Genomic DNA, 26,432 nt, shown 5'->3' on the forward strand with positions numbered 1-26,432 from the left:
ACTACCTACAGATTACAGATCGCTCGGAAGCTTTTCCGTCATTCCCGCTTGCGCGGGAATGACGGAAAGTGTCTCGGAAAATCTCAGACCAACACCCGCTCGATACCACCCGCGTTGGCCTGATCCACATACGTGGGAAGCCAGTTCTCGCCCAGGATGTGCCGAGCCATCTCGATCACGATGTAGTCCGCCTCGAGCAGGCCGTTCTGCAGGTCATCTTCATAGCGCTTGAGACCTTGCAGGCAGCTCGGGCAGCTTGTCAGGATCTTCACGTTGGCCTTCTCGGGCACGGTACCCGCCGAACGCAGCGCGGCTTCGCCCTTGCGGATTTCTTCCTGTTTGCGGAAACGCACCTGGGTCGACACGTCGGGCCGCGTCACGCCCAGTGTCCCGCTTTCACCGCAGCAACGGTTGCTCTTGAGCACCTGATTGCCCACCAGCGCCTTCACAGTCTTGGTCGAGTCCTGCTGCTTCATGGGGTTGTGGCAGGGTTCGTGGTACAGGTAGGCGCCCTGCTGCTCGGCCGGCAGGGTAATGCCTTTTTCAAGCAGAAACTCATGGATGTCGATGATGCGGCTGCCGGGGAATATCTTGTCGAATTCGTATCCGGCAAGCTGGTCGTAGCAGGTACCGCACGAGACGACCACGGTCTTGATGTCCAGGTAGTTCAGCGTGTTAGCCACGCGGTGGAACAGCACCCGGTTGTCGGTGATCATCTTCTCGGCCTTGTCGAACTGGCCCGAGCCGCGCTGCGGATAGCCGCAGCACATATAGCCTGGCGGCAGCACGGTCTGCACACCGGCGTGCCACAACATGGCCTGCGTAGCCAGCCCCACCTGCGAGAACAGGCGTTCCGAGCCGCAGCCAGGGAAGTAGAACACCGCTTCGCTATCGGCCGTGGTGCCCTTGGGGTTGCGGATGACCGGCACATAGTCGCGGTCTTCGATATCCAGCAGCGCCCGTGCCGTCTTGCTGGGCAGGCCGGCGGGCATTTTTTTATTGACGAAGTGGATGATCTCTTCGCGCAGCGGTGCCTTGCCGACCGTGGCAGGCGGGTGCTGGGTCTGCTTGCGTCCGGCCGGGCGCAGCAGGTCCACCGCCGCGCGCTGGGCCTTGAAGGCCACCCCGGTCATCGCCGCACGGGCGGTATTGATCACCGCTGGGTTGGTGGCGTTCAGGAAGAACATGGCCGCGGCGTTGCCGGGGCGGAAGCTCTTCTTGCCCATCTTGCGCAACAGGTTGCGCATATTCATGGTGACATCGCCGAAATCGATCTTCACCGGGCAAGGCGAGAGGCACTTGTGGCACACCGTGCAATGATCGGCCACGTCCTCGAACTCTTCCCAGTGCTTGATCGAGACGCCCCGGCGGGTCTGCTCCTCATAGAGGAACGCCTCGACCAGAAGCGAAGTCGCCAGGATCTTGTTGCGCGGGCTGTAGAGCAGGTTGGCGCGGGGCACATGGGTGCTGCACTCGGGTTTGCACTTGCCGCAGCGCAGGCAGTCCTTGATCGAATCGGCAATGGCGCCGATGTCGCTCTGCTGCATGATGATCGATTCATGCCCCATGAGCCCGAAGCTGGGGGTATAGGCATTGGTCAAATCGGCTCGCAGGCGGCGCCCAGGATGGGCCGGCAGCTCCTTGTTCCGCAGCAGCTTGCCCCGGTTGAAGCGGCCTTCAGGATCCACCCTCTGTTTGTAGGCGGCAAACGGCGCCAGCTCGGCATCGCTCAGGTACTCGAGCTTGGTGATACCGATACCGTGTTCGCCCGAAATCACGCCGTCGAGCCGGCGGGCCAGCGCCATGACGCGGTCAACGGCTTCATGCGCGGTCTGCAGCATGGCGTAGTTGTCGCTGTGCACGGGGATGTTGGTGTGCACGTTGCCGTCGCCGGCATGCATGTGCAGGGCGATCCACACGCGTCCTTTCAGCACGCGCTGCTGGATGCCGTTCAGGGCCTCCAGCAAAGGCTCGAAATCAGTGCCCGTAAAGATATCCCGCAGAGGGGCGCGGATCTGGGTTTTCCAGCTGGCGCGCAAGCTGTGGTCCTGCAATTGCGGGAAAAGCGTGTCCGCATCGCGCAGCCAGCCTTGCCACAACTCGCGCACTTCGCGCACCACTGCCAGTGCCTGCTCCACCTTCTCGGCCAGCAGCTCGGGCGAGGCCACGGCTTCGCTGTTCTTGCCGAGCGGGAGGTTGCCGTGCGCAAGGAACTTTTCGAGTTCATCGGCCAGCTCGATCTTGTTGCGCAGCGAAAGCTCGATGTTGATACGCTCGATGCCGTCGGTGTACTCGGCCATGCGCGGCAGCGGAATCACCACGTCTTCGTTGATCTTGAAGGCGTTGGTGTGGCGGCTGATGGCAGCGGTTTTCTTGCGGTCGGCCCAGAACTTCTTGCGCGCCTCGCCGCTGACGGCGATAAAGCCCTCGCCCGAGCGCGAATTGGCCAGACGCACCACCTCGCTGGTGGCGCGAGCCACGGCATCGGCATCGTCGCCGGCGATATCGCCCACCAGCACCATCTTGGGCAGGCCGCCGCGACGCGATTTGGTGCTGTAGCCCACCGCCCGCAGGTACCGGTCGTCCAGGTGCTCCAGGCCGGCCAGCACCACGCCCGTGCGCGCGGCTTCGGCGAACATGAAGTCCTTGATCTCGACGATGCTGGGCACGGCGTCCTTGGCATGGCCGAAGAACTCCAGGCACACGGTGCGCGTATGCTCCGGCATGCGGTGCAGCACCCAGCGCGCGCTGGTAATGAGACCGTCGCAACCTTCCTTCTGCACGCCTGGCAGACCAGCCAGGAATTTGTCGGTCACGTCCTTGCCCAGGCCTTCCTTGCGGAAGGTGGAGCCGGGAATATCAAGCCGCTCGGTCTTCAAAAGCTTCTTGCCGCTGGCATCGAAGGTCTTGAGCTCGAAGCTGGCCACCTCGGCATCATGGATCTTGCCCAGGTTGTGGCCCACGCGCGTGACTTCCAGCCACTCCGCCTCGGGCGTGACCATGCGCCAGCTGGCCAAGTTGTCCAGCGCCGTGCCCCAGAGAACGGCCTTCTTGCCGCCCGCGTTCATGGCGATGTTGCCGCCGATGCAGCTCGCCTCGGCGCTGGTTGGATCGCAGGCGAACACCAGGCCGGCCGCCTCGGCGGCGTTGGCCACGCGCTGGGTGACCACCCCGGCTTCGGTATGGATGGTGGGAATATCACGATCCAGCCCCGGCAGCCGGAGCATTTCGATCTGGCCCAGCGCCTCCAGCTTCTCGGTATTGATGACGGCGGTTTTCCAATCCAGCGGAATGGCGCCGCCGGTATAGCCCGTGCCGCCCCCCGGGGAATGATGGTCAGGCCCAGCTCGATGCAGCTCTTGACCAGGTGGGCCATCTCGGCCTCGGTATCGGGCGTGAGCACCACGAGGGGGAACTCGACGCGCCAATCGGTGGCGTCGGTAACGTGGCTCACGCGCGAAAGGCCGTCGAACTTGATGTTGTCCTTGGCGGTATGGCGGCCCAGTTCGCGGGCGGCGCGGCGGCGCAGGGCAGCCACTTTCTCGAAGGAGCGGTCAAACGCCTCGACCACGCGGCGCCCGGCGGCCAGCAACTCGACCACCATGGCGTCGCGACTGGCATCGTCCTGCGGGGTACGGCGCTTGTCGATTTCGGTCAGGCGGTGGCTCAGGGCCTCCACCAACTGTTTGCGCCGGCGCGGGTTGTCGAGCAGGTCGTCCTGCAGATAGGGATTGCGCCGGACGACCCAGATGTCGCCAAGCACCTCATAAAGCATGCGGGCAGAGCGGCCGGTATGGCGCTCGCTGCGCAGGCTGTCAAGAATCTCCCAGGCGCGCGCGCCCAGGAGGCGCAGCACGATCTCCCGGTCGGAGAAGCTGGTGTAGTTATAGGGAATTTCGCGCAGCCGCGGGGCCGCGTCGGCGGCGGCAAGCAGATGGTCTAGCGTGGCAGGAGCGTTCATAGGCTTCAGGCCCAGCACGGCAGGAGATCAGTTGTGGGATGCGTGGTGGGAGCAAGCAGTCGTCCGGCTGGCCTGTGATTTTACTGCGGCGCAACATTCACACACGGATTGCAAGGTCAGAGGACCTGTTTCCCCTTCTGGGACCGCCAAGCGCCAGCTTGGCACCGTGGCGCATCCGAGAATCGCTGCAGCCAAGCTGGCGCTTGGCGGTCCCAGGGGGAAAACCCGGTTGTCACGCAGTTGAAATGGTTCTTCAATTCCGCTGTCATCAATCGCATGCACCCTCGTGCGATATTTTTTGGAGCCTTCATGAAAATCTTTGACCGCCTTCCTCTCGCCGCAGCGGCTTTCGCCGCCGTTCTGGCCCTCCCCGCGCATGCCCAGACCGAGATCCAGTGGTGGCACTCCATGGGCGGCGCCCTGGGAGAGTGGGTGAATGACCTGGCCAAGGAGTTCAATGCCAGCCAGAAGGAATACAAGATCGTGCCTACCTTCAAGGGCGGCTACGATGAATCCATGACGGCCGCCATCGCGGCCTTCCGCGCTGGTAACGCCCCGCACATCCTGCAGGTGTTCGAGGTCGGCACCGCCACCATGATGGCCAGCAAGGGCGCCATCAAGCCAGTGGCCGAGGTCATGAAACAGGCCGGCGTCACTTTCGATCAGGGCGCCTACATCCCTGCCGTGGCTGGTTACTACACCGCGCCCAATGGGCAGATGCTGTCGTTCCCATTCAACAGCTCCACCACGGTGCTGCACTACAACAAGGATGCGTTCAAGGCCGCGGGCCTGGATCCGGAAAAGCCGCCGAAGACATGGCCTGAAGTGGCCTCTGCCGCCGCCAAGCTCAAGATCTCGGGCCACAAGTGCCCCTTCACGACCAGTTGGGTCAGCTGGACGCAGCTGGAAAGCTTCAGCGCCTGGCATAACGTGCTGTTCGCCACTCAGAACAATGGTTTCGGCGGCCTGAACACCCGCTTGGCGGTCAATACGCCGCTGCACCTGCGCCACATTGAGAACCTGGCGAACATGGCCAAGCAGGGGCTGTTCGTGTACAAAGGCCGCAACAACGCCGCCGACGCCACCTTCGTCTCTGGCGAATGCGCCATGATGACCGGTTCTTCGGGCCTGTATGGCAACGTCAAGCGCAACGCCAAGTTTGCTGCGGGCACCAGCACCCTCCCCTACTACCCGGATGTACCGGGATCGCCGCAAAATACCGTGATCGGCGGCGCCAGCCTGTGGGTCATGTCGGGCAAGAAGCCGGCCGAGTACAAGGGCATCGGCCAGTTCTTCGCTTACCTTTCCAAGCCTGAAGTGGCCGCGGCCAGCCATCAGCGCACCGGCTACCTGCCAGTGACCAAGGCCTCCTTCGAACTGACCGAGAAATCCGGCTTCTACAAGCAGAACCCTGGCGCCGATGTCGCGGTCACGCAGATGATCCGCAAGACCACCGACAAATCGCGCGGCGTACGCCTGGGCAATTTCGTGCAGATCCGCACCATCATCGATGAGGAGATGGAAGGCGTGTGGGCCGGCAAGAAGACCGCCAAGGAGGCGCTGGACAATGTGGTGAAGCGCGGCAACGAGCAACTGGAGCGGTTCCAGAAGGCGAACAAGGGCTGAGGCCACACTGCCTGACTCCTTCCCTCGCTGAGCATAGGTATCTACACATCTGTTCCCGTCATTCCCGCGCAGGCGGGAATCCAGGGTTACGTGGCGCTACGCCAGCAAAAGCACTGCCTTTGCATCCCCATTCTGCCAATCCCACTGCACACCATGTTGGGTATCCGCGCTTCTTATCCCTGGATTCCCGCCTGCGCGGGAATGACGGGGATAAACATCCAAAGATGTGTAGATCCTATGCTTGCCGGGGGAAGGAGTCAGGCGGATGGGCCTTTGCGACACCATCTAAAGCTATTCCTATACCTCAAGCAGCCATGCAAGCCTAGAAGCCCCTCATGCCTGAATTCAGAAAAAACACTGCGGAGCAGCGCTACGAAATCCTGGAAAGCAGCCAAGTGGTCGGCCACATCACTTACGAAGCAGCAGCCGAGGGCGTTGTTGATCTGACGCATACGGAAATCGACCCGAGCCAGCAGGGAAAAGGCCTGGGCGGCCTTCTCGTGGGCTATGCGCTGGGAGATATCCGGGCTCTTGGCGCCCGTGCCATCCCCACGTGCACCTTCATCGCCAAATACATGGACGAACACCCGGAGGTAGCCAGCCTGCGCGCCCCTTGAAGACGGTATCCGAAGTGCGGATACTGGCGTAATCCCTGAAGCCGACACCTCTTTCTCAACGCCTCAGACGGCTATCATCCTTTGCCATGGAAAAGCGTGTCCGTTTCAAATCCGCCTGGCTGCCATGGCTTCTGATCGTGCCGCAGATGGCCATCGTGCTGGTGTTTTTCTTTTGGCCGGCCACGCAAGCCATCTACCAGAGCGTGTTGCAGGAAGACGCCTTCGGCACCAGCCGGGAATTCGTCGGCCTCGCCAATTTCGAGCGGCTCATTGAAGACCCGAGTTACCTCGCCTCTTTCCAGACCACCGCCGTTTTCTCGCTGCTGGTCGCCGTGCTGGGCATCAGCATCGCGTTGCTCCTGGCCGTGATGGCCAATCGGGTCGTGCGCGGCGCGGCCGTCTACAAGACTTTGCTGATCTGGCCTTACGCCGTGGCGCCCGTCGTGGCCGGCGTGCTGTGGCTGATGATGTTCGCCTCACCCTGGGGTGTGGTTTCCTATGCGCTGCAAGCCATGGGTTTCGAGTGGAACCACCTGCTCAATCCCCGCGATGCCATGACGCTGATCGTGATCGCCGCGGTGTGGAAACAGATCTCCTACAACTTCCTGTTCTTCCTGGCGGGGCTGCAGTCCATTCCGAACGCGGTGATCGAAGCGGCCACCATCGATGGCGCCACGCCCTGGCGGCGCTTCTGGACCATCGTGTTCCCCCTGCTCTCGCCCACCACGTTCTTCCTGCTGGTGATGAACGTGATCTATGCCTTCTTCGAAACCTTCGCCATTGTGGATGCCGCTACCCACGGCGGCCCGGGCAAGGACACCGCCATCCTGGTCTACCGCGTGTACTACGATGGCTTCAAGGCGCTCGACATGGGCGGCTCCGCCGCGCAATCGGTGGTGCTGATGAGCATCGTCATTTTGCTCACTGTGTTCCAGTTCCGCTTCGTCGAGAAGAAAGTCCAGTACTGATGCCCCCCTGAGTCGCTTACGCGCCATCCCCCACGGGGACACCACCAGCGGCCGGGCCAAGCCCGCTCCGCGGTGGCCCCGCATGGCTTGCTCCGCAGCCTCACGAACTCCTGGCAGCGCGCCGCACTGCCGTCGATTACTGACCCCATGATGATCGAACGCCGCCCCTTGCTGGATGCCGTGGCCCACGCCGTGCTGATCGTGGGCGTGGGCATCGTCGCCTTCCCGGTCTTCGTGGCCTTCATCATGTCCACGCAGACAGCGCAACAGATCGCGGGCAGCTCGCCGCTGTCGCTCGTGCCCGGAAACAACTTCGCGTACACCTATCAGCTGGCCCTGCTGGGTGGCAAAACAGCCAACGGCTCCACCATTGCCGCCGGGTGGCCGATGCTGTGGGTGAGTTTCGTGACCGCCATGGTCATCGCGCTGGGCAAGATCGCCATTTCGCTGCTCTCGGCGTTCGCGCTGGTGTATTTCCGCTTTCCGTTCCGCGGGCTGGTGTTCTGGATGATCTTCATCACCTTGATGCTGCCGGTGGAAGTGCGCATCGGGCCGACCTATGAGGTCATCTCCGATCTGAAGATGCTCAACAGCTACGCCGGCCTCACGGTACCGTTGATCGCCTCGGCCACGGCCACCTTCCTGTTCCGTCAATTTTTCCTGACGGTACCCGACGAACTCGCCGAAGCCGCCCGCATCGACGGCGCGGGGCCGATGCGCTTTTTCAAGGACATTCTGCTGCCGCTCTCCAAGACCAGCATGGCCGCCCTGTTCGTGATCCAGTTCATCTATGGCTGGAACCAGTACCTGTGGCCCCTGATCGTGACCACCAGCGAAGACATGTACCCGATCGTGCTGGGCATCAAGCGCGCCATCTTCGGCGAGATCTACGTCGAGTGGAACGTCGTCATGGCCACTGCCATTCTGGCCATGCTGCCGCCGGCACTGGTGGTGATCCTGATGCAGAAATGGTTCGTGAAAGGGCTTGTGGACACCGAAAAATAGAGGGCGCCAAGGAAAACCGCAGCCCTCACACGCTCTCAACGCCCAACACCTAACGCTCACATCCCCTCATGGCCGCCATCGAATTCAACAACGTCATCAAACGCTACGGCGCCGGCCCCAAGGCCAACCAAGTCATCCATGGCGTCAACGCCGAGATCAACGACGGTGAGTTCGTGGTCATCGTGGGCCCCTCGGGCTGCGGCAAATCAACCCTCCTACGCATGGTGGCGGGACTGGAGGAAGTCTCTGGAGGCACCATCAGCATCGGTGGGCGCGTAGTGAACGAGCTGGAACCCGCCGAGCGCGACATTGCCATGGTGTTTCAGAACTATGCGCTCTATCCGCACATGAGCGTGTTCGACAACATGGCCTATGGCCTGAAGATCAAGAAAGTACCTACGCCTGAAATCATTGCCCGGGTCGACAAGGCAGCGGCCATTCTGGAGTTGGGCGCCCTGCTGCAACGCAAGCCGCGCGAGCTTTCCGGCGGCCAGCGCCAGCGCGTGGCCATGGGGCGGGCCATCGTGCGGCAGCCGCAGGTCTTCCTGTTTGACGAGCCGCTCTCCAACCTCGATGCCAAGCTGCGCGCGCAAACACGGCTGGAGATCGAAAAACTGCACCGCGAGCTCGGCATCACCAGCCTTTTCGTGACGCACGACCAGGTGGAAGCCATGACCCTGGCCGAGCGCATGATCGTGATGAACGCTGGCCGCATGGAGCAATTCGGCACCCCCGAAGAGGTTTATCACCGCCCCGCCACCACCTTCGTGGCCACCTTCATCGGCTCGCCGCCCATGAATCTGCTCAAAGGCGTGGAGGGCGTGCGCGACGGCGCTTTGTTAGGAATTCGGCCCGAACATTTGCGCGTGGTCGATTCAGGCGGCTGGCGGCTGGCAGTGGAAACTGTCGAAATGCTGGGCGCGGAGCGCTTGATATACGGCCACCTCGGCGGCGAACAGGGCCCCATGACCATCTTGCGCATGCACGAAACCGAAGCGCCACCCGCGATCGGGCAAACGCTGCATGTCGTGCCGCTGGAAGATCGTATTCATGGCTTTGATGAGACGACCGGAAAGCGGCTGGAACAATAGCCGTCGTCTCCCGTCATGACCACGACCTGGCCCTATCCCTTCTGGATTGCCCACCGAGGCGCTGGCAAGCTGGCTCCGGAAAACACCTTGGCAGCCTTCCGTCTCGGTGCCCAGCATGGCTGGCGCATGTTCGAATGCGATGCCAAGCTGAGCGCCGACGGCGTCCTCTTCCTGCTGCACGACAACACCCTGGAACGCACCACCAGCGGCCATGGCGTTGCCGGGAAGCGGCCATGGTCAGAACTTGCGCAGCTCGATGCCGGCCGTTGGCACTCGCGCGCGTACGCGGGCGAAACCATCCCTACACTGGAAAACCTGGCCCGCTGGTGCCTGGCCAACCATTACTTTCTCGACATCGAGATCAAACCCACCCCGGGTGAGGAAGAGCGCACGGGGCAGGCCGTAGCGAAGCTAACCTCACACCTGTGGCAGAACGCCGCCACACCCCCTTTGCTGACCTCGTTCCGTCCGGAATCCCTGCTGGGCGCCATGAAAACCGCCCCCGAACTGCCGCGCGGCCTGCTGCTCGATACCCTGTGGGACGACTGGGCGGATCGCGCCCGGCAACTGCAGTGCGCGGCGGTTGTCTGCAACCATGCCCTGTGGGATCCGGCTTTGGTCGCCCAGGTCAAGGCCATGGGCATGCGCTGCCTGTCCTATACCGTGAACGACGAATGGGCCGCAGAGCGGCTGATCGCCCTGGGTACCGATGGCGTAGTGAGCGACCGCGTGGATCTGTTCGCGCCTGGTTGAGCGGCCCAAGAGTAGGTTATTTTTTCCCCAGCACGAGTTGGTTGGTGGCGACTGCCACGACCAACGCCGCGTAGGTCAGCATGCGCCCGTCATGCCCCGTGAGCGCCAGCCCGATCATCAGCACCGCAACGCCGACCGCGAAATTGAGGCCGACTTGCCGGCCCAACCTTCGGGCAAAGGCTTTTTTCTCTGCAAAAATACCCGCGGCCAACGCCACGCCCAGCGCGACAAACAGCGCGGGAGCGATAAAGCCTGCCAGGTGCCAGATCAGATCGAGGATGTTCATATTCTTGATGCAGGTCAAGTCCATGCGCCATGGATAACCCTGGGCAAAACTGAAACCGTCTGCAAATTTTATAATCTGCCCCATGGCCGTATGGGCACTTGGACTTAATCACAACACCGCGCCGCTGGATCTGCGCGGCCGTTTCGCGTTCGCGCTCGATCAACTGGCGCCTGCGCTGGCCGGCCTGCGCCAATCGCACAGCCGCCACCCGGAAGCCGCCATCCTCTCCACCTGCAACCGCACAGAGGTCTATTGCGCCAGCGAGCGGGTCCAGATCGACCACACCCTGGAATGGCTGGCCCGCTCTGGCGACGTGCCTGCCACGGCCCTGCGCGAGCATACCTATGTACTGGAAAACGGCCTGGCGGCACGCCATGCCTTCCGCGTCGCCAGCGGGCTCGACTCCATGGTGCTGGGCGAACCGCAGATCCTGGGGCAGATGAAAAGCGCCGTGCGCGCCGCCGAAGACGCGGGCGCCCTGGGCAGCACGCTAAACCAGTTGTTCCAGCGCAGTTTTTCCATTGCCAAGCAGGTACGCAGCTCCACCGAGATCGGAGCCCACAGCATCAGCATGGCCGCCGCCGCCGTGCGCCTGGCCAGCAACCTGTTTGAAGACCTGCGGCAAATCAAGGTGCTATTCGTAGGCGCTGGCGAGATGATTGAGTTAGCGGCCACTCACTTCTCCGCCAAGGAGCCTAAAGCCATCGCCATTGCCAACCGCACACTGGAGCGTGGCGAGAAGCTGGCCTCCCGGTTGGGCGGAGAGGTGATGCGCCTGGCCGATTTGCCCGAGCGCCTGCATGAATTCGATGCCGTCATCAGTTGCACCGCCAGCACGCTGCCGATCATTGGCCTGGGCGCCATCGAACGCGCGCTGAAAAAGCGGCGCCACCGCCCGATGTTCATGGTTGATCTGGCCGTGCCGCGCGACATCGAGCCCGAGGTGCGCGAGCTGGAAGACGTTTATCTCTACACGGTGGATGACCTGGCCCAGGTCGTGCAGACCGGCCAGGCCAACCGCCAGGCGGCAGTGGCACAGGCCGAAGCCATCATCGATGCCGGCGTGCAAAGCTTCATGCATTGGATTGATCAACGGGATCCGGCTGGCGGCGTGGTGCCGCTGATCCAGCAACTCAACGCCCAGACCGACGAATGGCGCGCCCTGGAGCTGGAGCGCGCCCGTAAACGCCTGGCCAAGGGCGAAGATGTGGAAGCCGTGCTGGAAGCGCTCAGCCGCGGCCTGACGCAAAAAATGCTTCACGGCGCACTGGCCGAGCTCCGCACGGCAGACGCCGGCCAACGGGAACAGACGGTCGAGGCCATCTCACGGCTTTTCCTGCGGTCGTGACCCTCGTCTATTTACCCCAGCAATCCGGGTTGTACCCGGCTTCGTTCTCCAGCTTGCCATTGGCACCGCGCACACCGGTATTCGACAGGGTATAGGTGCCGCACTTGTCGCTCGCTTGAGGGCCCTCGTTCGGGGTGGCAGTCAGCGTGTATTCGGTGTTGGTGTTGTCTTCCGCGAAACCAATGGTGTAGCGCTTCGTGGCGTCGCCTGACCAGGTGAGCGTTGCCGGCAGCGTAGTGGGATAGTTCCCCATGGCAGTGGCGGCGCGCTCCAGCCACTGCTGCGCCTGAAGCAGGCCCGCCCGCGCATCGGCCCGGTACCCTCGCCGGATGTATTCGTTGTAGCTCGGCATGGCAATGGCCGTCAGGATGGCAATCACCGCCACCACGATCATCAGCTCGATCAGGGTGAACCCCCGCTCACTGGTGGCGCCAGGGTTCACGATGGTGCTCGCCGGCATCTTGATTTCCTTTTATTTGACTTGGCGCCAGCTCGGGCGCGTGGACTGCTCAGGCATGCGTGCCAGGGTATCCCTGTCGCCACCACCACCGGTCAAGTCAACGATGTTGTTCGGCTTGGTGATCAGGATCGGCGTGCCTGTCTTGACCGCCACACGGTTCACATACAGGTCTGAGGCGTTATAGAGGCCATCATTGTTGTAATCCACCAGTTGGACCGTGGGTCGCTTGCCATCCTGGATATTGATCAGTGTGCGGAACTGGCTGCCAGCGCTGGTGTCCACCTTGACCGGCACACAGCTCTCGTTGATGTTGTCGCTTTCACTGTTCTTGGTGCCATTGGGCGTTTCGGTATAGACCGCCAGGATGTTGCTGCCATCGAAGAACTGCATGGGTTTGATCAACCGCTCGCCGGTGAACGGCAGATCGAGATACCAGCCTTTGAATTTGCTCCAGGTGTCAATAGTCAGCGTGTTGTCTTTGTCGGAGGGAACCACTGTGGCATCGTCGCCGTTCACTGTGGTGATTTTCTGCTTGGCCAGAATGGCGCCATCCGTCGGCATGGTGCCCAGAGGCGCGGGCGTCGGCACGCAGGTGGCAGGTTTGGTGCTGCAATCGTTGGTGCCTGGGTGAACCTCCAGATGGGTCGTGCCCTCTTTCGTGCGGTAGCGCGTGTTGTCCAGCACCGAATACAGCGTTTGGATGTTCTGGGCAATGTCGGTGCGGCGGTCGTTCGCGGTCAGGTTGCGGCCCGTGCCGAAGGCCACCATCATGCCGCCGACCGCCACGGATGTTTTCGTATCACCCTCACCGATGGTCATGAAGCGGTCATTGGCGCGCACGATGGGCGGGGCCGTGATCGGCTGGATCTGGTTGCGTGTGGAGCCGTTCAGCGTCGCCAGGCCTCTCGCGGTGAACAGTGGCTTGCCCGTCCCCGCGTCGCTGTTGCTGGTACCGCCAAAAGCCACTTTCCATTCGGCTGAGTTGGTGCTGGTCAAGTCGAATTTCCAGAGGTTGCCCAAGTTGTCGCCCGCGTACACGATGTCGGTCTTGCCGTCGCCATTGAGGTCCACCAGGGCGGGTGAAGCCAGCCCATTGTCATTGGCGTTACCGACGCCGGTTTCAGCCGAAGTGGCTTGCACGCGCACCAGCGCCTTGTCGCCATCGAGATACTGCACCAGCAGCACCGGGCGCCGGTTGGCACTGTTGTAGCCGTTGCCCATCACCACCGCCCAACGGCCGTTGTTCATGCGCGTGATCTGCGTAGCCTCTTGCATGTTGGCAGGGTTGCGCCCGGGTTGGGCCGTGATGTTGCCCAGATCGGCCACCGATTCGCAACGGCTCAGGGCTGCGCCAGTGAGCCCGTTGCAACTGGGAGTGGCTTCAGTGTTGCCTCGGGTGAGATCCAGCTCCACCAACTCAGCCGCCTTCGTGCTGGTATCACCGAAGCTGGATGGATCGGTCACATTCAACACGAAATAGCCCTTGCCGCCAGCGCCCAGCGTGCCTACCAGCAGGGTCTTCCAGGTGCTGCTGTCCTTGATATCGCCAGTCATGGGCGAGCCGTCGACGAAATACTTGTGCGCGTAGTCAGGGTCGGCCAGATCTTTCAGGTTGCTCACCACGCCGCGCGGCACGTAGGCCAGCAGTTCATTGCCGTTCTTGGCCGAGAATCCGTGAAGCATGCCGTCATTGCCGCCCACGTACAGAACGGGTGTGCGGCTTTTCTGGGCCTTCACAAAACTCAGGTAACCGTCCCCAAAGTTGTTGACTGGGCCGCCGGTGTACCAGATCTCCGAATTGACCACATCACCCTGCCTGCTATGGCGCACCCGGAACGGCTTGGCTTCGGTGGCACCTTCCAGCGCGTGGTCACCCCGAATGAAGTTGACGAGGTTCTGTCCCTTGGCCTTCAAGGGGTCCTGAGCGGTGTCACCGGAGGTCACGCCCAGCAACGCCCACTTCTGTGCGGTGCTGTAGCCGATGGCCGTATCGGTCCATTTGAATGGAATGCCCGCGCTGGCACTGTCGCTCCAGCTCAGAACCACCCGGCTGGTCACGTTCGCCAGCGCGTCGAGCCGGTCAGCCGTGGTGTTGCCCTCCCAGCCGGCCACCACGTCAGGAAAGCGGATGCACTTTTTCTCCGGGTCATCCTTGGTGGGACACGCATACTCCTCCGGCTCGATGGCGCGCGTGGCAGTGATGTAGCCGCTCCAGCCATCCTTCGGGCTATAGACCGAGGCAAAGATACCGGCGTTGTTCTGCGACACGTTGTAGCCGCTGGTACTGCCGCCACCGGCAATGTTGTCGGGCAAGGGTGCGCTTTCCTCGTTGATCTTGCCAATGATTTCAGTAAAGGCCTTGGCAAGGTTTTCGGCCTCCGTGACGGCATAGAAACGGCCACGGCCGTTGATGGCGGCATGCCACAGGTCCAGCGGGCGGTCAGAATTCGAATCGCTCTTGTGATGGTCGCTGGACTGCAGATCGGGCCAGGTGGCCCAGCCGGTGACCAAATCAATGAACCCCCCGGTGTATCCAAACGGGACCGTTTCACTGGGAACTGCAATGTCGGGGCTCAGCTTCCAGGAAGTGGCCTGCTCGCTGAAACCGATGGTATAGGTGACCATGTGCGGCCACGTGGCGGGGTTGTACTTCGGATTCCAGTATTTCTGCAAATCTACGGATTTTGTGGTTGTAGTCGGCACTTGCTCCCATTTTGTACAACTTCCCCACCAATTTGTCTCAAGGCATTTTCCGTTCTTGTAGGTTGTAACGGATTTCGAATAATTTTCCGTTGCTGGAGCTTCTTCGTATATCGTCGACGGGATAAGGCGATCCGCATCTTTCAGATTCTTGGGATCTTGCAGCGGATCCATCCAACTCTTGAAAGCCCAGTCAGCCAGCGTATTTGAATAACTATCGTAGTAAACTCGCGTTTGATCTGATGTGGTGCTATAAGCTTTCCGGCCGTTCAGAGCGCTCCAGTTCTTGCCGTCCTGTGAATCGCCTGATACCGTGCCATTCCAGACGCCGTCGGTCATCATGATGTGATAATTTCGGCGACAACCGAGATATTCCGTGCTTTTGCTGCCAGTGCCGCCAGGGTCGGTCGACCAAGGGCTACTCTTGGAAAGTGAACGGCGCATGTAAGCGTCCGCTTGGCTAAACATGTCGTGCGAAGGTGTGCCGTTATTTGCCTTCAGGCTATCCACAAAACTCAGGAAATTCGCGCGTTGCGTGTTGTTCCCCACGTTTCCATCAATGGGCCGCATTGAATTGGTTTTCATGCTGGAACTATTAACATTGCTCGCGCCGCTTGAATTTCCGTTGTTATGCATAGCCTGCCACGCGATGCGTATCTTGTTTTCCGGTATTAAATCCGTGCTGTTGAAAACGGTTTTCAACGCATATTTAAGAACATTGATGCGCTTGGCATCGCTGGCCCAGGTCCCGTCATCCTTTGGCTGGGTATAGCCTTTGCCCGTTTTTGACGAGCCGTCGCTGGTAGTTTTGACACCCCAATCCATACTCCCCGAATCATCGATTGAAATAATCACGTTCGGCGCCACGAAAGCCGATCTGGATGTGGGCAATGGCGGCTCCTGCACCAATTCCAGCGCCCAGCCGGCCGACGGAACCAGCGCGGCGCCAACGGCGATCGCCACCAGGTTTTTGGAAAACGGCAAATGTTTGGCTCGGGGCATGGCGTGCTCCTCGGAAAGCTGATTCGGGCAGATCAACAGAAGTTGTTTTAAAGACACCACGCGCTTCAATCCTTCAACCTCTGGCGGGCGTAGGTCTCTTGCAGCACGACAGTGCTCCCCGGCTTGCGCCCCACGGCCAAGGCAGTGATCCGATAAATCACATAAACGTCCAGGTTCAGCGCCAACGTGCTGGTCTTGGCGTCCACGACCAGGTTGGCGCTACGGGCCGCATCGCTGTAGCGCATGATCTCGATCCAGTACCAGCCGCCTTTGCCGGCTTCGGTTTCGGTCAGGATCGGGTTGAGCTGGCCGGCATCGGCGGTGTTGACCGCGCCGGTAAACTCACCATAGCGTGCACCGATGCCCTTGGCGGTCAGCGCAACGCCATCCGCCGAGGAGGCGTACAGCGGCACTTCGCCCACATTGGGGTTGGCAGACGGGACCACCTGTGTGGCCTCCGTGGCGTAGTTCCAGAAATCCTGCCGGCCCACGCGCCGCGCGCAGAGGCCATATTTGCAGCGGGTAGGCTCGGCCTCCAGTTGCATGATGAGGGGATTGATTTCCTGGGTGTCACCCGGGAACTGCAGCATGTCCGACTTGCCGGAATAGGCGCGGCAAGGCGGGCCGATGCACAGGCTGCCGTCGGATTTTTCACCCCGGATATCGAGTTCAGCGTCCTGTATCAGCGCCTGGGCGGCTTCGGCCGCGCGCTGGTAATCGGCGTCGTTGCCGACCACCAGTTCATTGAACAGGGCCGTGCGCGAGGCCCATAGCGCGAGCAGCATGGACAGCATGACGAAGACGATGACGATGAACATCGTCGCCCCGCGCTGGCCTGCGTACGGCGCCTGCGGGGGTAGGAGCGGCTTCTGGCGGAACGCGGAACGTGTGGCATGAGCGGCTTCGCGGTGCGTGGCATCAGAGCAGCCCCTGGCTGCGCACCTGAAAGGTGTTGCGGAACAGCAGGTGCATGCGGTTGTGGCGCGCGCCTTCGAGTTTGGTGATGTCCACGCTCTCGCCATTGCAGTCGGTGTAGCTGCTGCCGGCAGGCATGTCGACCGGCTCGGTGCCGAAGAGCACCAGGCAGACCTGCACGCCCTGAACGCGGCGCCACATGGCGTCCCCCGCAACAGGCATGTCACTTCCCGCGCGGTATTGCATCGAGGTTCCAAGCACATCCGGAAGCCCCTGGACGAGGTAGCTGACTTCAAACTGGGCGACGTTTTGCGCGATGGGCTGGGCGGTGTTGCTAGCGCCTTGGTTGCCTTCACATCGGAGGGAGGTGCCCGACAACGTGAAGGTGCTTTCGATACGCTTATCGGTGCTGTCCTTGCCTGGGAGGCCTAGGCAATTGCGCGCCAGATAGTCGGTACCGAGCTCGGCTGGCTTGTCTTCGGTGGCTGCCTTGCCGGCCGCCATGAACACATTGTCGGCGTAGCGCATGGCCCCTGTGGTCACTTTGCCTCCATCGCCGCTGAGAGCGTCCTTTGGCTCGAAGCCGTTTCCGCTGCCCTCCGCCGTAGCCCGGACTTCAAAAGCCACGGCACTGAGCACTTCGCCGCCGGTGCCGTTGCCCCCAGGATCGGGGTTCAGGCGCAGTGACCCGGCCTGGCGCAATTGCCCGCCAATCACCCGCAGAACATAGGCCCCCTGTTGCTGGATCTCGCTGGCGTCGCTGACGGTGCCGGAGACACCCCGTGAGACGATCAGGGCGCCCATGGCGACGGCGATGACCAGCAGCCCGACGGCCAGGCCGACCATCAGTTCAATCAGCGTCACGCCGCGCTGCCGCGACGGATGCCGGGCGCCGCGCAGTGGCATGCTTGGAGAGAGGTGCACGTGGATAGGCTCCATGGTGTAGGCAACGGCCGGCGCGGTCACAGGCAGTGCACGGTCTGGACACCGCTGCCGCCGTACGGAGCGCAGCGCGCTGAAACCGGCAGGTATTGCAGATGGCAGGTGAATCCGGCCGGGCAGGCGTTGCCTTCGTCAGTGCCACCGGCGAAGCTACCATCGGCTTGTTGAACCTTGCTGGCGTCGATCTCGTCGGTTTTGGTTCCTGCGCGCTCGTTTTCCCGCCAGGCGATGATCACGCCGATCTGGCGGCGGTTGGTGTCCTCAGTTTCACCTGGCGCGAGAAAAATGCTGGCCTGCCCCCCGGGCAAGGTTTCCTGCACGGTGGTTTTCCACTGCAGCAGATCGAATTTGGCGAGCTCTGCCGGGGTGCAGGTCGCGCCCAGGCAGTCAGCGCCCTCATAGTCGGTCATCTTCTTGGCGTAGCCGGAGGTGTATGCGCTCATATTCAGCAGCGCGTTGGGATTGACCTTCATGCGCTCGCTAAAGTCCTCGATCAGACGGACGGCCTGGGCACGGCGCACGGCAGTCTGGGTGTCCGTAAGGGTGCGCATCTGCACGGCGATGATGCCCAAAATGCCCAGGGCGACGACGACGATGGCCACCAGAGATTCAAGCAAGGTGATGCCGCGCTGGCTGTATCGGCGCCTGGCCATCAGTTGTTGCTGTTGGTGCACGGAATATCCTCAGGGAGAATGATGCGGACGCGGCCGCCGATGCTCATGCAAACGCCGCGCGCCGCGGCATGGGCCGTCGATTCGCCATAAGGCACCATGCTGAAGCCCACCCAGGTGCCGTCAACCAGGCCCCAGCGGTTCAGGAGGATGTTGGCGCCACCGGATGGGCGCGTAATCTGAAGCCCGGGGAGGCTTCGACACGCCGCAGCACGGGCTCGCCACTGTCACAGGCCTTGTTGCCGTTGGTGTCCTCGCAAACGAACCAACCGCAATCCCAATCGTTGTTACCCGTGGCGGTCTTACAAGTGCCGGTGTCGTTGGCAAGCTTGCTGATGACCACTTTGCCGCCCCGTTTGATGGCCTCCGATTTGGCGTAGTACAGCGTGGAGGTCAATGCCTCCGCAGCTCCTCTGACGCGCCAACGCTCCATGAGACCGGTGAAACTCGGCGCGGCGAGCGTCGCCAGGACGGCCAGAACAGCTAACGTGACCAGCAGTTCCACGGCAGTGAAGCCCCCTTCGCGATAGCGGAGGCCTGCCTCTGGATCTGGCGGAATACTCGAAAAATACATGGCGGCATCCTAGAAAAGTATTACCAACCATTGCAATGGAAACAGGATGAGTGGCAGCCTCAGGAAGACGAACGGTTCACCGTGCTCCGGTCTGAGTCATCTCCGCCGCGAAAATTCTTGCGGGCGGTCCGTTCGCGGAGACCGGCCATCCGGCTGAAGCAGCACCTGAGGGGGAGACTGGATTCGAGTAACGCGCTCGGGCGGCAGAAAGCCGGCCAAACCAGCGACAATCACGCTGTAATGCAAGCTTTCGTCCGCCAACAACTCAACCGCTACGCCGAACGTCTCTCGGAGCTGAATTTTCTGCTCTCGCGCCCCGACATCATGTCGGACATGCCGGCTTTCCTGAAGCTCTCGCGTGAACATACCGAGGTGTCCGCCGTCGCCGAGCGCTGGAAACGCTACCAGCAGCGCGAAGCCGATCTGGCCGCTGCACAGGACATGCTGGATGACCCTGACATGGCCGATCTCGCGCGCGAGGAAATTTCCACCGGCGAAACCGAGCTCACCGAGCTGGACGCCGAACTCCAGCGCATGCTGCTGCCCAAGGACCCCGAAGACGAACGCAACGCTTTCCTGGAGATTCGCGCGGGCACGGGGGGCGACGAATCAGCGCTGTTCGCCGGTGATCTGGCGCGCATGTATACGCGCTATGCCGAAAGGCAGGGCTGGCGCTGCGAAATCATGAGCGAATCGCCCAGTGAAATTGGCGGCTACAAGGAGGTGGTGATCCGGATCGAGGGCACTGGCGTTTACGGCCAGCTTCGCTTTGAATCCGGCGGCCACCGGGTGCAGCGCGTACCGGTCACCGAAACCCAGGGCCGCATCCACACCAGCGCCGCGACAGTGGCCGTGATGCCCGAGCCCGACGAGGCCGAGGCGATCACGCTGAACCCGGCTGATCTGCGCATCGACACCTTCCGGGCTTCGGGCGCTGGCGGCCAGCACATCAACAAGACCGATTCCGCCGTGCGTGTGGTCCACCTGCCCACGGGCATCGTCGCCGAATGCCAGGACGGACGCAGCCAGCACTCCAACAAGGCCAAGGCGCTCCAGGTGCTGCAAGCGCGCATCCAGGAAAAAGAGCGCAGCGAACGCGCCGCCAAGGAAGCCGCCACGCGCAAGGGCCTGATCGGCTCGGGCGACCGCAGCGACCGCATCCGCACCTACAATTTTCCCCAGGGGCGGCTCACCGATCACCGGATCAACCTGACACTGTACAAGCTCTCCTACATCATGGAAGGCGATCTCGGCGAGGTGATCGGCGCACTGCGAGCCGAGCGCGAAGCCGAACAGATGGCCGAGCTCGAAGTCAATGCGTGAAAGGCAGACCATGCAACTTGCCAGACTCTCTCTTGCCACTTTCTGTGGCACCACGCTCCTCCTCGCAGGGTGCAGTGGCGGCACGCCATGGGGCGCCACGCCGCAGAACATTCCGGTGCCCCATATCGAGAACATTCCCGCGGTAATGGATGCCGGTACAACCGCTGGCGCACAGCGCCTGGCCGAGCGTGTTCGCGCTAAGCTGGCCGCCGAGCCGCGCCTGGCCAATTCGAACCTGCGCGTGGAAGGTTTCGAAAGCGGCGTGATCATACTGAACGGCTCACCGCCCTCCGCGGAGGAGCGAAGCCTTGCGGTGCAAACCGCTCGGCAGGTACCCGGCGTGCGCGACGTCGTGGACCGCATGGCCAACCCTTGAGCACACTCACTCAAGCGCTGGCCCACGCGCAGACGCTCGGCCTGCCCCGCGCGGAGGCAGGCATGTTGCTGCTGCATGTACTGGGACGGCCTCTGCATGAACGGGCCTGGCTGGTGGCGCACGACAGCGACGCCCTGCCCCCGGACATCTCAGCCCGATTCGAAACATTGCTGAGCCGCCGGATGAACGGCGAACCCATCGCCTACCTGACAGGACGCAAACCCTTCTACGGCCTCGATCTGGCCGTGGATGCGCGCGTGCTGGATCCGCGCGACGACACCGAGACACTCGTTGACTGGGCACTTGATTTGTGCTCCCCTGCCCCGCGCTCTGTACCGTGGCGGCTGCTCGATCTGGGTACGGGCAGTGGCGCGATCGCGCTGGCACTTTGCAGCCAGCGTCCGGCGGCTGAAGTCACCGCGATCGACCGTAGTGAAGATGCGCTCGCTGTGGCCGCGGCCAACGCCCGGCAGCTGAATCTTCCGCTTCGCCTTCTGGCAGGGAATTGGTTCGCGCCAGTGCAGGGCGAACGATTCGATCTGATCGCAAGCAACCCGCCTTACATCGCTGAGAGCGATCCGCACCTCCCCGCGTTGATACACGAGCCACGCGCCGCGCTGGTCAGCGGGCCCGACGGCTTGGCGGATATCCGCCACCTGATCGCCCACGCACCGGCCCATTTGTTGCCGGGCGGCTGGCTGCTGCTGGAACATGGCTGGGATCAGGCCGGGGCCGTGCGGGCATTGCTGGCGGCAAACGGATTCGGGCAGGTGCAGTCCCGGTGCGATCTGGCGGGGATCGAGCGCTGTTCTGGCGGGCGGATGGCGGCATAGGTGCGTACGACGCGCGCGGAAGTGCCTGCCGCCGCGCTTCGCTAAGTGACAAATTTGGCCTACATGCTCCAGTGGCGCTGTCGGTATCATGCTCATTCACTACCGAATCACCCGAGAAGGAGTCAATATGTCCCAACACGCCACGTCTATCGTACGCACCAGCCTTACCGCATGCGCGCTTGCCACCGGAGCTATCCTCGCCGGCTGCGCTGGCGGCGGGGGCTGGAGCGAGCCGGGAGGTTCCATGTCCAACAGCCAGGCCGCGAAGGCCTCCTACGCTCAGAATCTGGAGCAGCGTGTGATGGCCGCCCTGCGTGCGGACCCTCGGGTAGGCGCCCAGGGCCTGCGGGTTGAAGGCCGGTCCGACGGCACGGTCATCATCAGCGGCTCGCCCGCCAATGGCACGGCGGGGCGCGATCTGGCGCTGATGATCGCACGCAATGTAGGGGGCGTCCGCAACGTGGTCAACAGCATGGTGATGAACTGAGAACCTCGCCACAAACACCGTCCACCGTAGCTGAGGTGCCTTCGTGGGTACCGGCTTCGCCGGTACGACGAGAAGAAACAAAGCAAGCGGTTGCTCAGTGCGCGCCAGCCTGCTTCAGAAGGCGCTCCATGGCGGTGTAGCCTCTCTGCCGCGCGAGCTGCAAAGGTGTGCGGCCATGCCGGTCAGCGCGCTGCAAATAAGCGCCCGCCTGGATCAGGGCCTGCAGAGTCGCCTGATGCCGCGGACCGCCGTCTCCCAGCACGATGGATTCGATGACCGCCGTCCAGTGCAGGTTGTTCACATGGTCAAGCGGCGCGCCAGCAGCGATGAGCTGTCGCACAACGCCGTCATGGCCGAGGTGAGCAGCCGCAATGAGCGCTGTGCCGTCGTAGCGGCTGGTGACCTGGCGGGCACTGGCTCCCAGTGAAAGCAACTGCCTCAAGGTGACTTCATCGTCGGCTACAGCGGCAATGGTCACGGCGTCATAACGGTCATTTTCCAACGCATCCAGGTCCGCACCGGCCTGCGCCAGCGCTCGCAGGCTGCCACGCTGGCGTGCAAAGGCCGCCACATGAAAGGGAGTGCGGCCATGGCCGTCGCGGGCGTTGACGTTCGCCCCCGCCGCCAAGAGGCGCTGCACAGCAGCCACGTCGCCGCGAGCGGCCGCGTCGTGCAGGCCCTGGTAGGCCGCCAGCTCGGAGGTACTCGGCGGCACCTGCGCCCGGACTGAGGGCGTCAACATGCCTCCCAATGCACCCGCCAGCGCCAGAGCGAGCACACTCAGGTATCGGCGGTGGAGGCAGGTCATCACTGAAGCTGGCTCGCCACCTTGGTCAGCGCGGCCTGAGCGCATTGCTCATCCAGGTGGCCGCCGGGCGCACCACCCACGCCTACGGCACCGATGACCTCGTTGCCCACTTTGACCGGCAAACCGCCGCCCAGCAGCAGATAGCCGGGAATCTGGCCCAGATTGGCCGCCGCCGGATTTTTCTGTGAGCCTTCCATGATGGCGCTCGTGCTGTTCTTGGCCGAAGCGGAGGTATAGGCCTTCAGGCGGCTGGCTTCCAGCGTGTGCGGGCCGGCGTTGTCAGCGCGCTGGACCGCGCGTACGGTGCCGGCGCGGTCCACCACGGTGGCGGTCACGGCGTAGCCATTGACTGTGCAGGTGGCCACGGTCTGCGCGGCGATTTCGTTGGCCAAGGCCAGAGACATGTTCTTTTCCGTGCGAACGGCGTCGGCCGCCTGAACGGCACCGGCGGACAAGCTGACAAGGGCGATGGCGAGGATTCGGTGCATGTTTTCTCCAGATGTAAGGGGTTCACGAGCGGCGTGATCCGGAACGCTTCACGGATTCGGTTGCCGTGGGAGTACTGTAGAAAAGCGCGCCCCGCGCCACCATGCGGCCCGCTACGCGCGGGCCTCCGTAGAACTACGCAGTGCCGCTATCGGCGTCCACCAGCGCCGCATAGCGCCGGATGAGCTGGGCCAGGGAATCCGTGCCGAGCTTGGCGAACAGATGGGCCCGATGGGTCTCCACAGTGCGCGGCGAGAGATCCAGCGCGCGGCCGATCTCCTTGTTGGTCAGGCCGCTGGTGATCAAGCCCAGCACCTCGCGCTCACGCGGTGAAAGCTGGGCGTAGCGCTCCTGCGCCGAGCGGTCGGCATTCTGGCGCTCGCGTGTGCGCACGTGCTGGCGTACGGCCGATTGCAGAGCCTCGATGAGCACTTCGTCATCGACGGGTTTTTCCAGAAACTCGGCGGCTCCGGCCTTGAAAGCGCGGCGGCACATGTCTACCGTGCCATGGCCGGTCAGCATGAGAATGGGCTGATCCACGCCTTGCGCCACCAACTGATCAAGCACAGCCAGCCCGCTGGTGCCGGGCATGCGCACATCCAGCACGATGGCTCCGATGCTGCCACGCTCAAAGCCCGCCAGGAAGGTTTGCGGATCAGCCCAGGTTTCCACGCGCAGGCCCACCGTTCCGATCAGCAGGGCCAGGCTGTCGCGCACGGCAGCATCATCGTCCACCAGGTGGATCAAAGGGGAAAGAGAGGAGGCGGTGGCAGTCATGCAAGAGGAAGCAACAGGCGGAACTCGGCGCCGGAGCCGTCCGCTGGCGCCAATGACAAGCTGCCGCCCATGGCCTCAGCCAGGCTGTGGGAGAGGCTGAGGCCCAGCCCGAGACCACCACTGCGCGTGGTGAAGAAGGGCTCGAACACGCGGGTCCGCGCCTCCGGAGAGATGCCCTGCCCTTCATCACGCACGGAAAGCACGGCCTGCCCGCCTTGGCGCTGCCAGCGCAAATGCAACCGGCGCCGGGCGGAAGGGACCTCTTCCATGGCCTGCACGGCATTCATCAGCAGATTGTGGATGATCTGCTGCAACGCGACAGGCTCCGCCCGCACCGCGGGCAAATCCGGTTCCCCCTCTACGTCCATCCCGATACCGCGCCGTTGCAATTCGGGTTCGAGCAGGTGCAGTGCCTCCTGCACGGCTGCGCTCAGGGCGACGGGTTGAGCCTGAGCGGTCAATTCGGGCCGCTCCACCAGCCGGCGCAGCCGGCCCACCACATCGGCAGCGCGCCGCGCCTGGCTGGCGGCTTGAGACATGGCGTCGCGGGCAGTAGCGATTTCAGGCGGCTGCTCATCGAGCAGCCTCCGCGCAGCCTGCGTATTGGCCAGCAGGGCTGTGAGCGGTTGGTTCAGTTCGTGCGCCATACCGGCCGCCAGTTCACCCAGGGTGTTCAGGCGAGCTACCTGGCCCAGACGCAGCAGCTCCTCCGCGCGCTGACGTGCCACCCGCTGCTGCAATAGCATGCGAAGGCCGGCCAGCAACAGCGCCGCCGCGAGCGCCCAACCGGCCATGGCGGCTAAAGGCAGCTCACGCCAATCGACGGGGCGTTCGAGCACCAGTTCCAGCGGCTGGCTGGCCGACGCGAGCGTCTTGGCCGCCACCCAGCGCCAGCTTGGTAACGCGCCTGGGCTGAAACGCCCCGGCTGGATCACGAAGCTCTGCCCCGCATGATGGAGGACAGCACGCACCGGACTGGTAGCAGGGTCCATGGGCCACTCACTCCACGGGACTGCCGCATGCAGGTCGAACCGCAGCGCATGGCTGAGAGGGTATGAAGCCAACACCAGCCAATACCGGCCCGTCGACAGGTCTTCGCTGGCCAGGGCTGCACGCTTCTCACGGCGCGACACTGCCTCGGCGGCCTCAAGCGCGGCCGCAGCGGAGGGCGGCCAAGCGCCCTCTGCCGGCCGTTGCAACACTTCGATGATCTGCGGATAAAGCGCCGAAAGCCGCTCGGGTTCGCCGCGCCCATTGGCTGGCTGCAGCAAGGCCAGCGTGGCCACAACGGCATCATGCTGCACCATGCGCTGGCTCAAAACGCGATGCGCGATGCGGGCGTCCGTATCGAAATCTGCACGCAACTCAGCCAGCCGGTTCATCGCCAGCCAACCACCACCAGCGCCAGCACACACCAGCCAGGCCAGCAGCCAGGAGAGACGGCGCGCGCTAGGCTTCATGCCCGCGATTCTGGCTTATTTCTCTGAAGCCAACGCCGGAAAGCGCGTAGCCAGCAACTCACCGAGCCCGAATTCCTCAAGCAAGGTGCGCAGGCGCTCAGCCGCGCTGCGCTTCTTGTGCCCCGTCCAGCGGGCGATGATCAGTTCGTTCTTCATGCTGTGCTCCCAACCCACCAGCTCGGTGACGGTGACCTGGTAGCCCTGTGATTCCAGGTACAGGCAGCGCAGCACGTTCGTGAGCTGGCTCCCCATTTCGCGGGTGTGCAACGGGTGTCGCCACAACTCGGCCAATGGCGTGCGCGCCAGTTGCAGTGCTTTGGATTGGCGCAGGCAGGCAGCCACTTCAGCCTGGCAGCAGGGAACCAGCACCATGGCCTGCGCTTGCTTGGCAAGGCCGAAAGCGATGGCTTCGTCGGTAGCGGTATCGCAAGCGTGCAGTGCGGTCACCACGTCAATGCGGGCCGGCACGCCGGTGGCGCTGGCCGATTCCGCTGCGGACATGGCCAGGAAATGCATACGCCCGAAGCCAAGGCGTTCCGCCAGTTGCCGCGAGCGCTCCACCAGTTCCGCCCGTGTTTCGATACCGTAGATATGCCCGCTGCCCAGCGCCTTGAAGTAGAGGTCGTAGACGATGAATCCCAGGTAGGACTTGCCCGCGCCGTGGTCAGCCAGGGTCAGCTCATCCGCCAGGGGTTTCAGCTCGCCCAACAGCTTCTCGATGAATTGGAACAGGTGATCGACCTGCTTGAGCTTGCGGCGCGAATCCTGGTTGAGCTTGCCCTCGCGGGTAAGGATGTGCAGCTCCTGCAGCAAGGCCACTGACTGGCCGGGCCTCAGTTCAGGGGGCGGCTGTGAGTTCGGTGGAGAGCGAGAGATTTTTTTTCAGCGCGGATCATGGATAAATAGGATAGTGCCTCTGTCTTTATAGGAGTGGCTATAGGCTTTTGAGTGTGTCGCAAAAGT

Annotated in this window: 23 protein-coding genes and 1 pseudogene; 11 read left to right on the plus strand and 13 right to left on the minus strand. The window is 62.8% G+C overall.

Annotation, left to right across the window (positions count from 1 at the left end):
• Positions 1-83 precede the first annotated feature (83 nt).
• Positions 84-3,961, minus strand: a pseudogene (locus tag WJU18_RS26770) (DUF3683 domain-containing protein).
• Positions 3,962-4,270: 309 nt separating this feature from the next.
• Between WJU18_RS26770 and ugpB the strand changes: the two are divergent.
• The 6 genes from ugpB (at position 4,271) to ugpQ (ending at position 10,021) form a co-directional block, all read left to right on the plus strand.
• Complete coding sequence (ugpB, locus tag WJU18_RS26775; RefSeq protein WP_423457005.1) at positions 4,271-5,587, plus strand: sn-glycerol-3-phosphate ABC transporter substrate-binding protein UgpB; 1,317 nt, start codon at positions 4,271-4,273, stop codon at positions 5,585-5,587.
• 335 nt (positions 5,588-5,922) lie between these two features.
• Positions 5,923-6,204, plus strand: coding sequence for a GNAT family N-acetyltransferase (locus tag WJU18_RS26780; protein WP_423457007.1), 282 nt, complete (start codon positions 5,923-5,925; stop codon positions 6,202-6,204).
• A gap of 86 nt (positions 6,205-6,290) precedes the next feature.
• Positions 6,291-7,172: a sn-glycerol-3-phosphate ABC transporter permease UgpA gene (ugpA, locus tag WJU18_RS26785; RefSeq protein WP_423457009.1), complete on the plus strand. Its 882-nt coding sequence runs from the start codon at positions 6,291-6,293 to the stop codon at positions 7,170-7,172.
• A 150-nt stretch (positions 7,173-7,322) separates the two neighbouring features.
• Positions 7,323-8,177, plus strand: a complete 855-nt coding sequence (gene ugpE, locus WJU18_RS26790) for a sn-glycerol-3-phosphate ABC transporter permease UgpE (protein WP_423461104.1) — start codon at positions 7,323-7,325, stop codon at positions 8,175-8,177.
• 68 nt (positions 8,178-8,245) lie between these two features.
• Positions 8,246-9,268, plus strand: coding sequence for a sn-glycerol-3-phosphate ABC transporter ATP-binding protein UgpC (ugpC, locus tag WJU18_RS26795; protein WP_423457011.1), 1,023 nt, complete (start codon positions 8,246-8,248; stop codon positions 9,266-9,268).
• Between the two features lie 15 nt (positions 9,269-9,283).
• On the plus strand, positions 9,284-10,021 hold the full coding sequence (ugpQ, locus tag WJU18_RS26800) for a glycerophosphodiester phosphodiesterase (RefSeq protein ID WP_423457013.1): 738 nt from the start codon (positions 9,284-9,286) through the stop codon (positions 10,019-10,021).
• A gap of 16 nt (positions 10,022-10,037) precedes the next feature.
• Here ugpQ and WJU18_RS26805 read toward each other — a convergent pair whose 3' ends face one another.
• Positions 10,038-10,307: a hypothetical protein gene (locus tag WJU18_RS26805; protein WP_423457015.1), complete on the minus strand. Its 270-nt coding sequence runs from the start codon at positions 10,305-10,307 to the stop codon at positions 10,038-10,040.
• A gap of 82 nt (positions 10,308-10,389) precedes the next feature.
• Between WJU18_RS26805 and hemA the strand changes: the two genes are divergently transcribed.
• The gene (gene hemA / locus WJU18_RS26810; RefSeq protein ID WP_423457017.1) at positions 10,390-11,655 is read left to right on the plus strand and encodes a glutamyl-tRNA reductase; all 1,266 of its coding nucleotides are present in this window, start codon (positions 10,390-10,392) and stop codon (positions 11,653-11,655) included.
• Between the two features lie 7 nt (positions 11,656-11,662).
• Here the strand turns inward: hemA and WJU18_RS26815 are convergent, their stop codons facing one another.
• The 6 genes from WJU18_RS26815 to WJU18_RS26840 form a co-directional block, all read right to left on the minus strand.
• Positions 11,663-12,115: a type IV pilin protein gene (locus WJU18_RS26815; protein ID WP_423457019.1), complete on the minus strand. Its 453-nt coding sequence runs from the start codon at positions 12,113-12,115 to the stop codon at positions 11,663-11,665.
• Between the two features lie 12 nt (positions 12,116-12,127).
• On the minus strand, positions 12,128-14,740 hold the full coding sequence (locus WJU18_RS26820) for a pilus assembly protein (RefSeq protein ID WP_423457021.1): 2,613 nt from the start codon (positions 14,738-14,740) through the stop codon (positions 12,128-12,130).
• A 1,142-nt stretch (positions 14,741-15,882) separates the two neighbouring features.
• The gene (locus WJU18_RS26825) at positions 15,883-16,635 is read right to left on the minus strand and encodes a pilus assembly PilX family protein (RefSeq protein ID WP_423457023.1); all 753 of its coding nucleotides are present in this window, start codon (positions 16,633-16,635) and stop codon (positions 15,883-15,885) included.
• A 100-nt stretch (positions 16,636-16,735) separates the two neighbouring features.
• Positions 16,736-17,698: a PilW family protein gene (locus tag WJU18_RS26830; RefSeq protein ID WP_423457025.1), complete on the minus strand. Its 963-nt coding sequence runs from the start codon at positions 17,696-17,698 to the stop codon at positions 16,736-16,738.
• Positions 17,695-18,327 carry a type IV pilus modification protein PilV gene (gene pilV / locus WJU18_RS26835; protein ID WP_423461105.1) on the minus strand — a complete coding sequence of 211 codons (633 nt, stop codon included), beginning with the start codon at positions 18,325-18,327 and terminating at the stop codon, positions 17,695-17,697. The genes WJU18_RS26830 and pilV overlap by 4 nt, the downstream gene beginning before the upstream one ends.
• Positions 18,328-18,487: 160 nt before the next feature.
• Positions 18,488-18,919, minus strand: a complete 432-nt coding sequence (locus WJU18_RS26840) for a GspH/FimT family pseudopilin (RefSeq protein ID WP_423457027.1) — start codon at positions 18,917-18,919, stop codon at positions 18,488-18,490.
• A 240-nt stretch (positions 18,920-19,159) separates the two neighbouring features.
• Between WJU18_RS26840 and prfA the strand changes: the two genes are divergently transcribed.
• The 4 genes from prfA (at position 19,160) to WJU18_RS26860 (ending at position 21,938) form a co-directional block, all read left to right on the plus strand.
• Positions 19,160-20,242 carry a peptide chain release factor 1 gene (prfA, locus tag WJU18_RS26845; protein WP_423457029.1) on the plus strand — a complete coding sequence of 361 codons (1,083 nt, stop codon included), beginning with the start codon at positions 19,160-19,162 and terminating at the stop codon, positions 20,240-20,242.
• Between the two features lie 10 nt (positions 20,243-20,252).
• Positions 20,253-20,618, plus strand: a complete 366-nt coding sequence (locus tag WJU18_RS26850; protein ID WP_423457031.1) for a BON domain-containing protein — start codon at positions 20,253-20,255, stop codon at positions 20,616-20,618.
• Positions 20,615-21,451: a peptide chain release factor N(5)-glutamine methyltransferase gene (prmC, locus tag WJU18_RS26855; RefSeq protein WP_423457033.1), complete on the plus strand. Its 837-nt coding sequence runs from the start codon at positions 20,615-20,617 to the stop codon at positions 21,449-21,451. The genes WJU18_RS26850 and prmC overlap by 4 nt, the downstream gene beginning before the upstream one ends.
• A gap of 127 nt (positions 21,452-21,578) precedes the next feature.
• A complete protein-coding gene (locus WJU18_RS26860; RefSeq protein ID WP_423457035.1) occupies positions 21,579-21,938 on the plus strand; it encodes a BON domain-containing protein in 360 nt (119 codons plus the stop codon).
• Between the two features lie 94 nt (positions 21,939-22,032).
• Here the strand turns inward: WJU18_RS26860 and WJU18_RS26865 are convergent, their stop codons facing one another.
• The 5 genes from WJU18_RS26865 to WJU18_RS26885 form a co-directional block, all read right to left on the minus strand.
• A complete protein-coding gene (locus tag WJU18_RS26865; protein ID WP_423457037.1) occupies positions 22,033-22,746 on the minus strand; it encodes an ankyrin repeat domain-containing protein in 714 nt (237 codons plus the stop codon).
• On the minus strand, positions 22,746-23,234 hold the full coding sequence (locus WJU18_RS26870) for a GlcG/HbpS family heme-binding protein (RefSeq protein ID WP_423457039.1): 489 nt from the start codon (positions 23,232-23,234) through the stop codon (positions 22,746-22,748). The genes WJU18_RS26865 and WJU18_RS26870 overlap by 1 nt, the downstream gene beginning before the upstream one ends.
• 133 nt (positions 23,235-23,367) lie before the next feature.
• Positions 23,368-24,009, minus strand: a complete 642-nt coding sequence (locus WJU18_RS26875; RefSeq protein ID WP_423457041.1) for a response regulator transcription factor — start codon at positions 24,007-24,009, stop codon at positions 23,368-23,370.
• Positions 24,006-25,469, minus strand: a complete 1,464-nt coding sequence (locus WJU18_RS26880) for a sensor histidine kinase (RefSeq protein ID WP_423457043.1) — start codon at positions 25,467-25,469, stop codon at positions 24,006-24,008. Before WJU18_RS26880 ends, WJU18_RS26875 begins: the two co-directional genes overlap by 4 nt.
• Positions 25,470-25,484: 15 nt before the next feature.
• On the minus strand, positions 25,485-26,345 hold the full coding sequence (locus WJU18_RS26885) for a class I SAM-dependent methyltransferase (RefSeq protein WP_423461106.1): 861 nt from the start codon (positions 26,343-26,345) through the stop codon (positions 25,485-25,487).
• Between the last annotated feature and the right edge of the window lie 87 nt (positions 26,346-26,432).

It is taken from the genome of Ottowia sp. VDI28 (assembly GCF_049532675.1).
In the GTDB taxonomy this organism is placed as follows: Bacteria; Pseudomonadota; Gammaproteobacteria; order Burkholderiales; family Burkholderiaceae_C; genus Ottowia.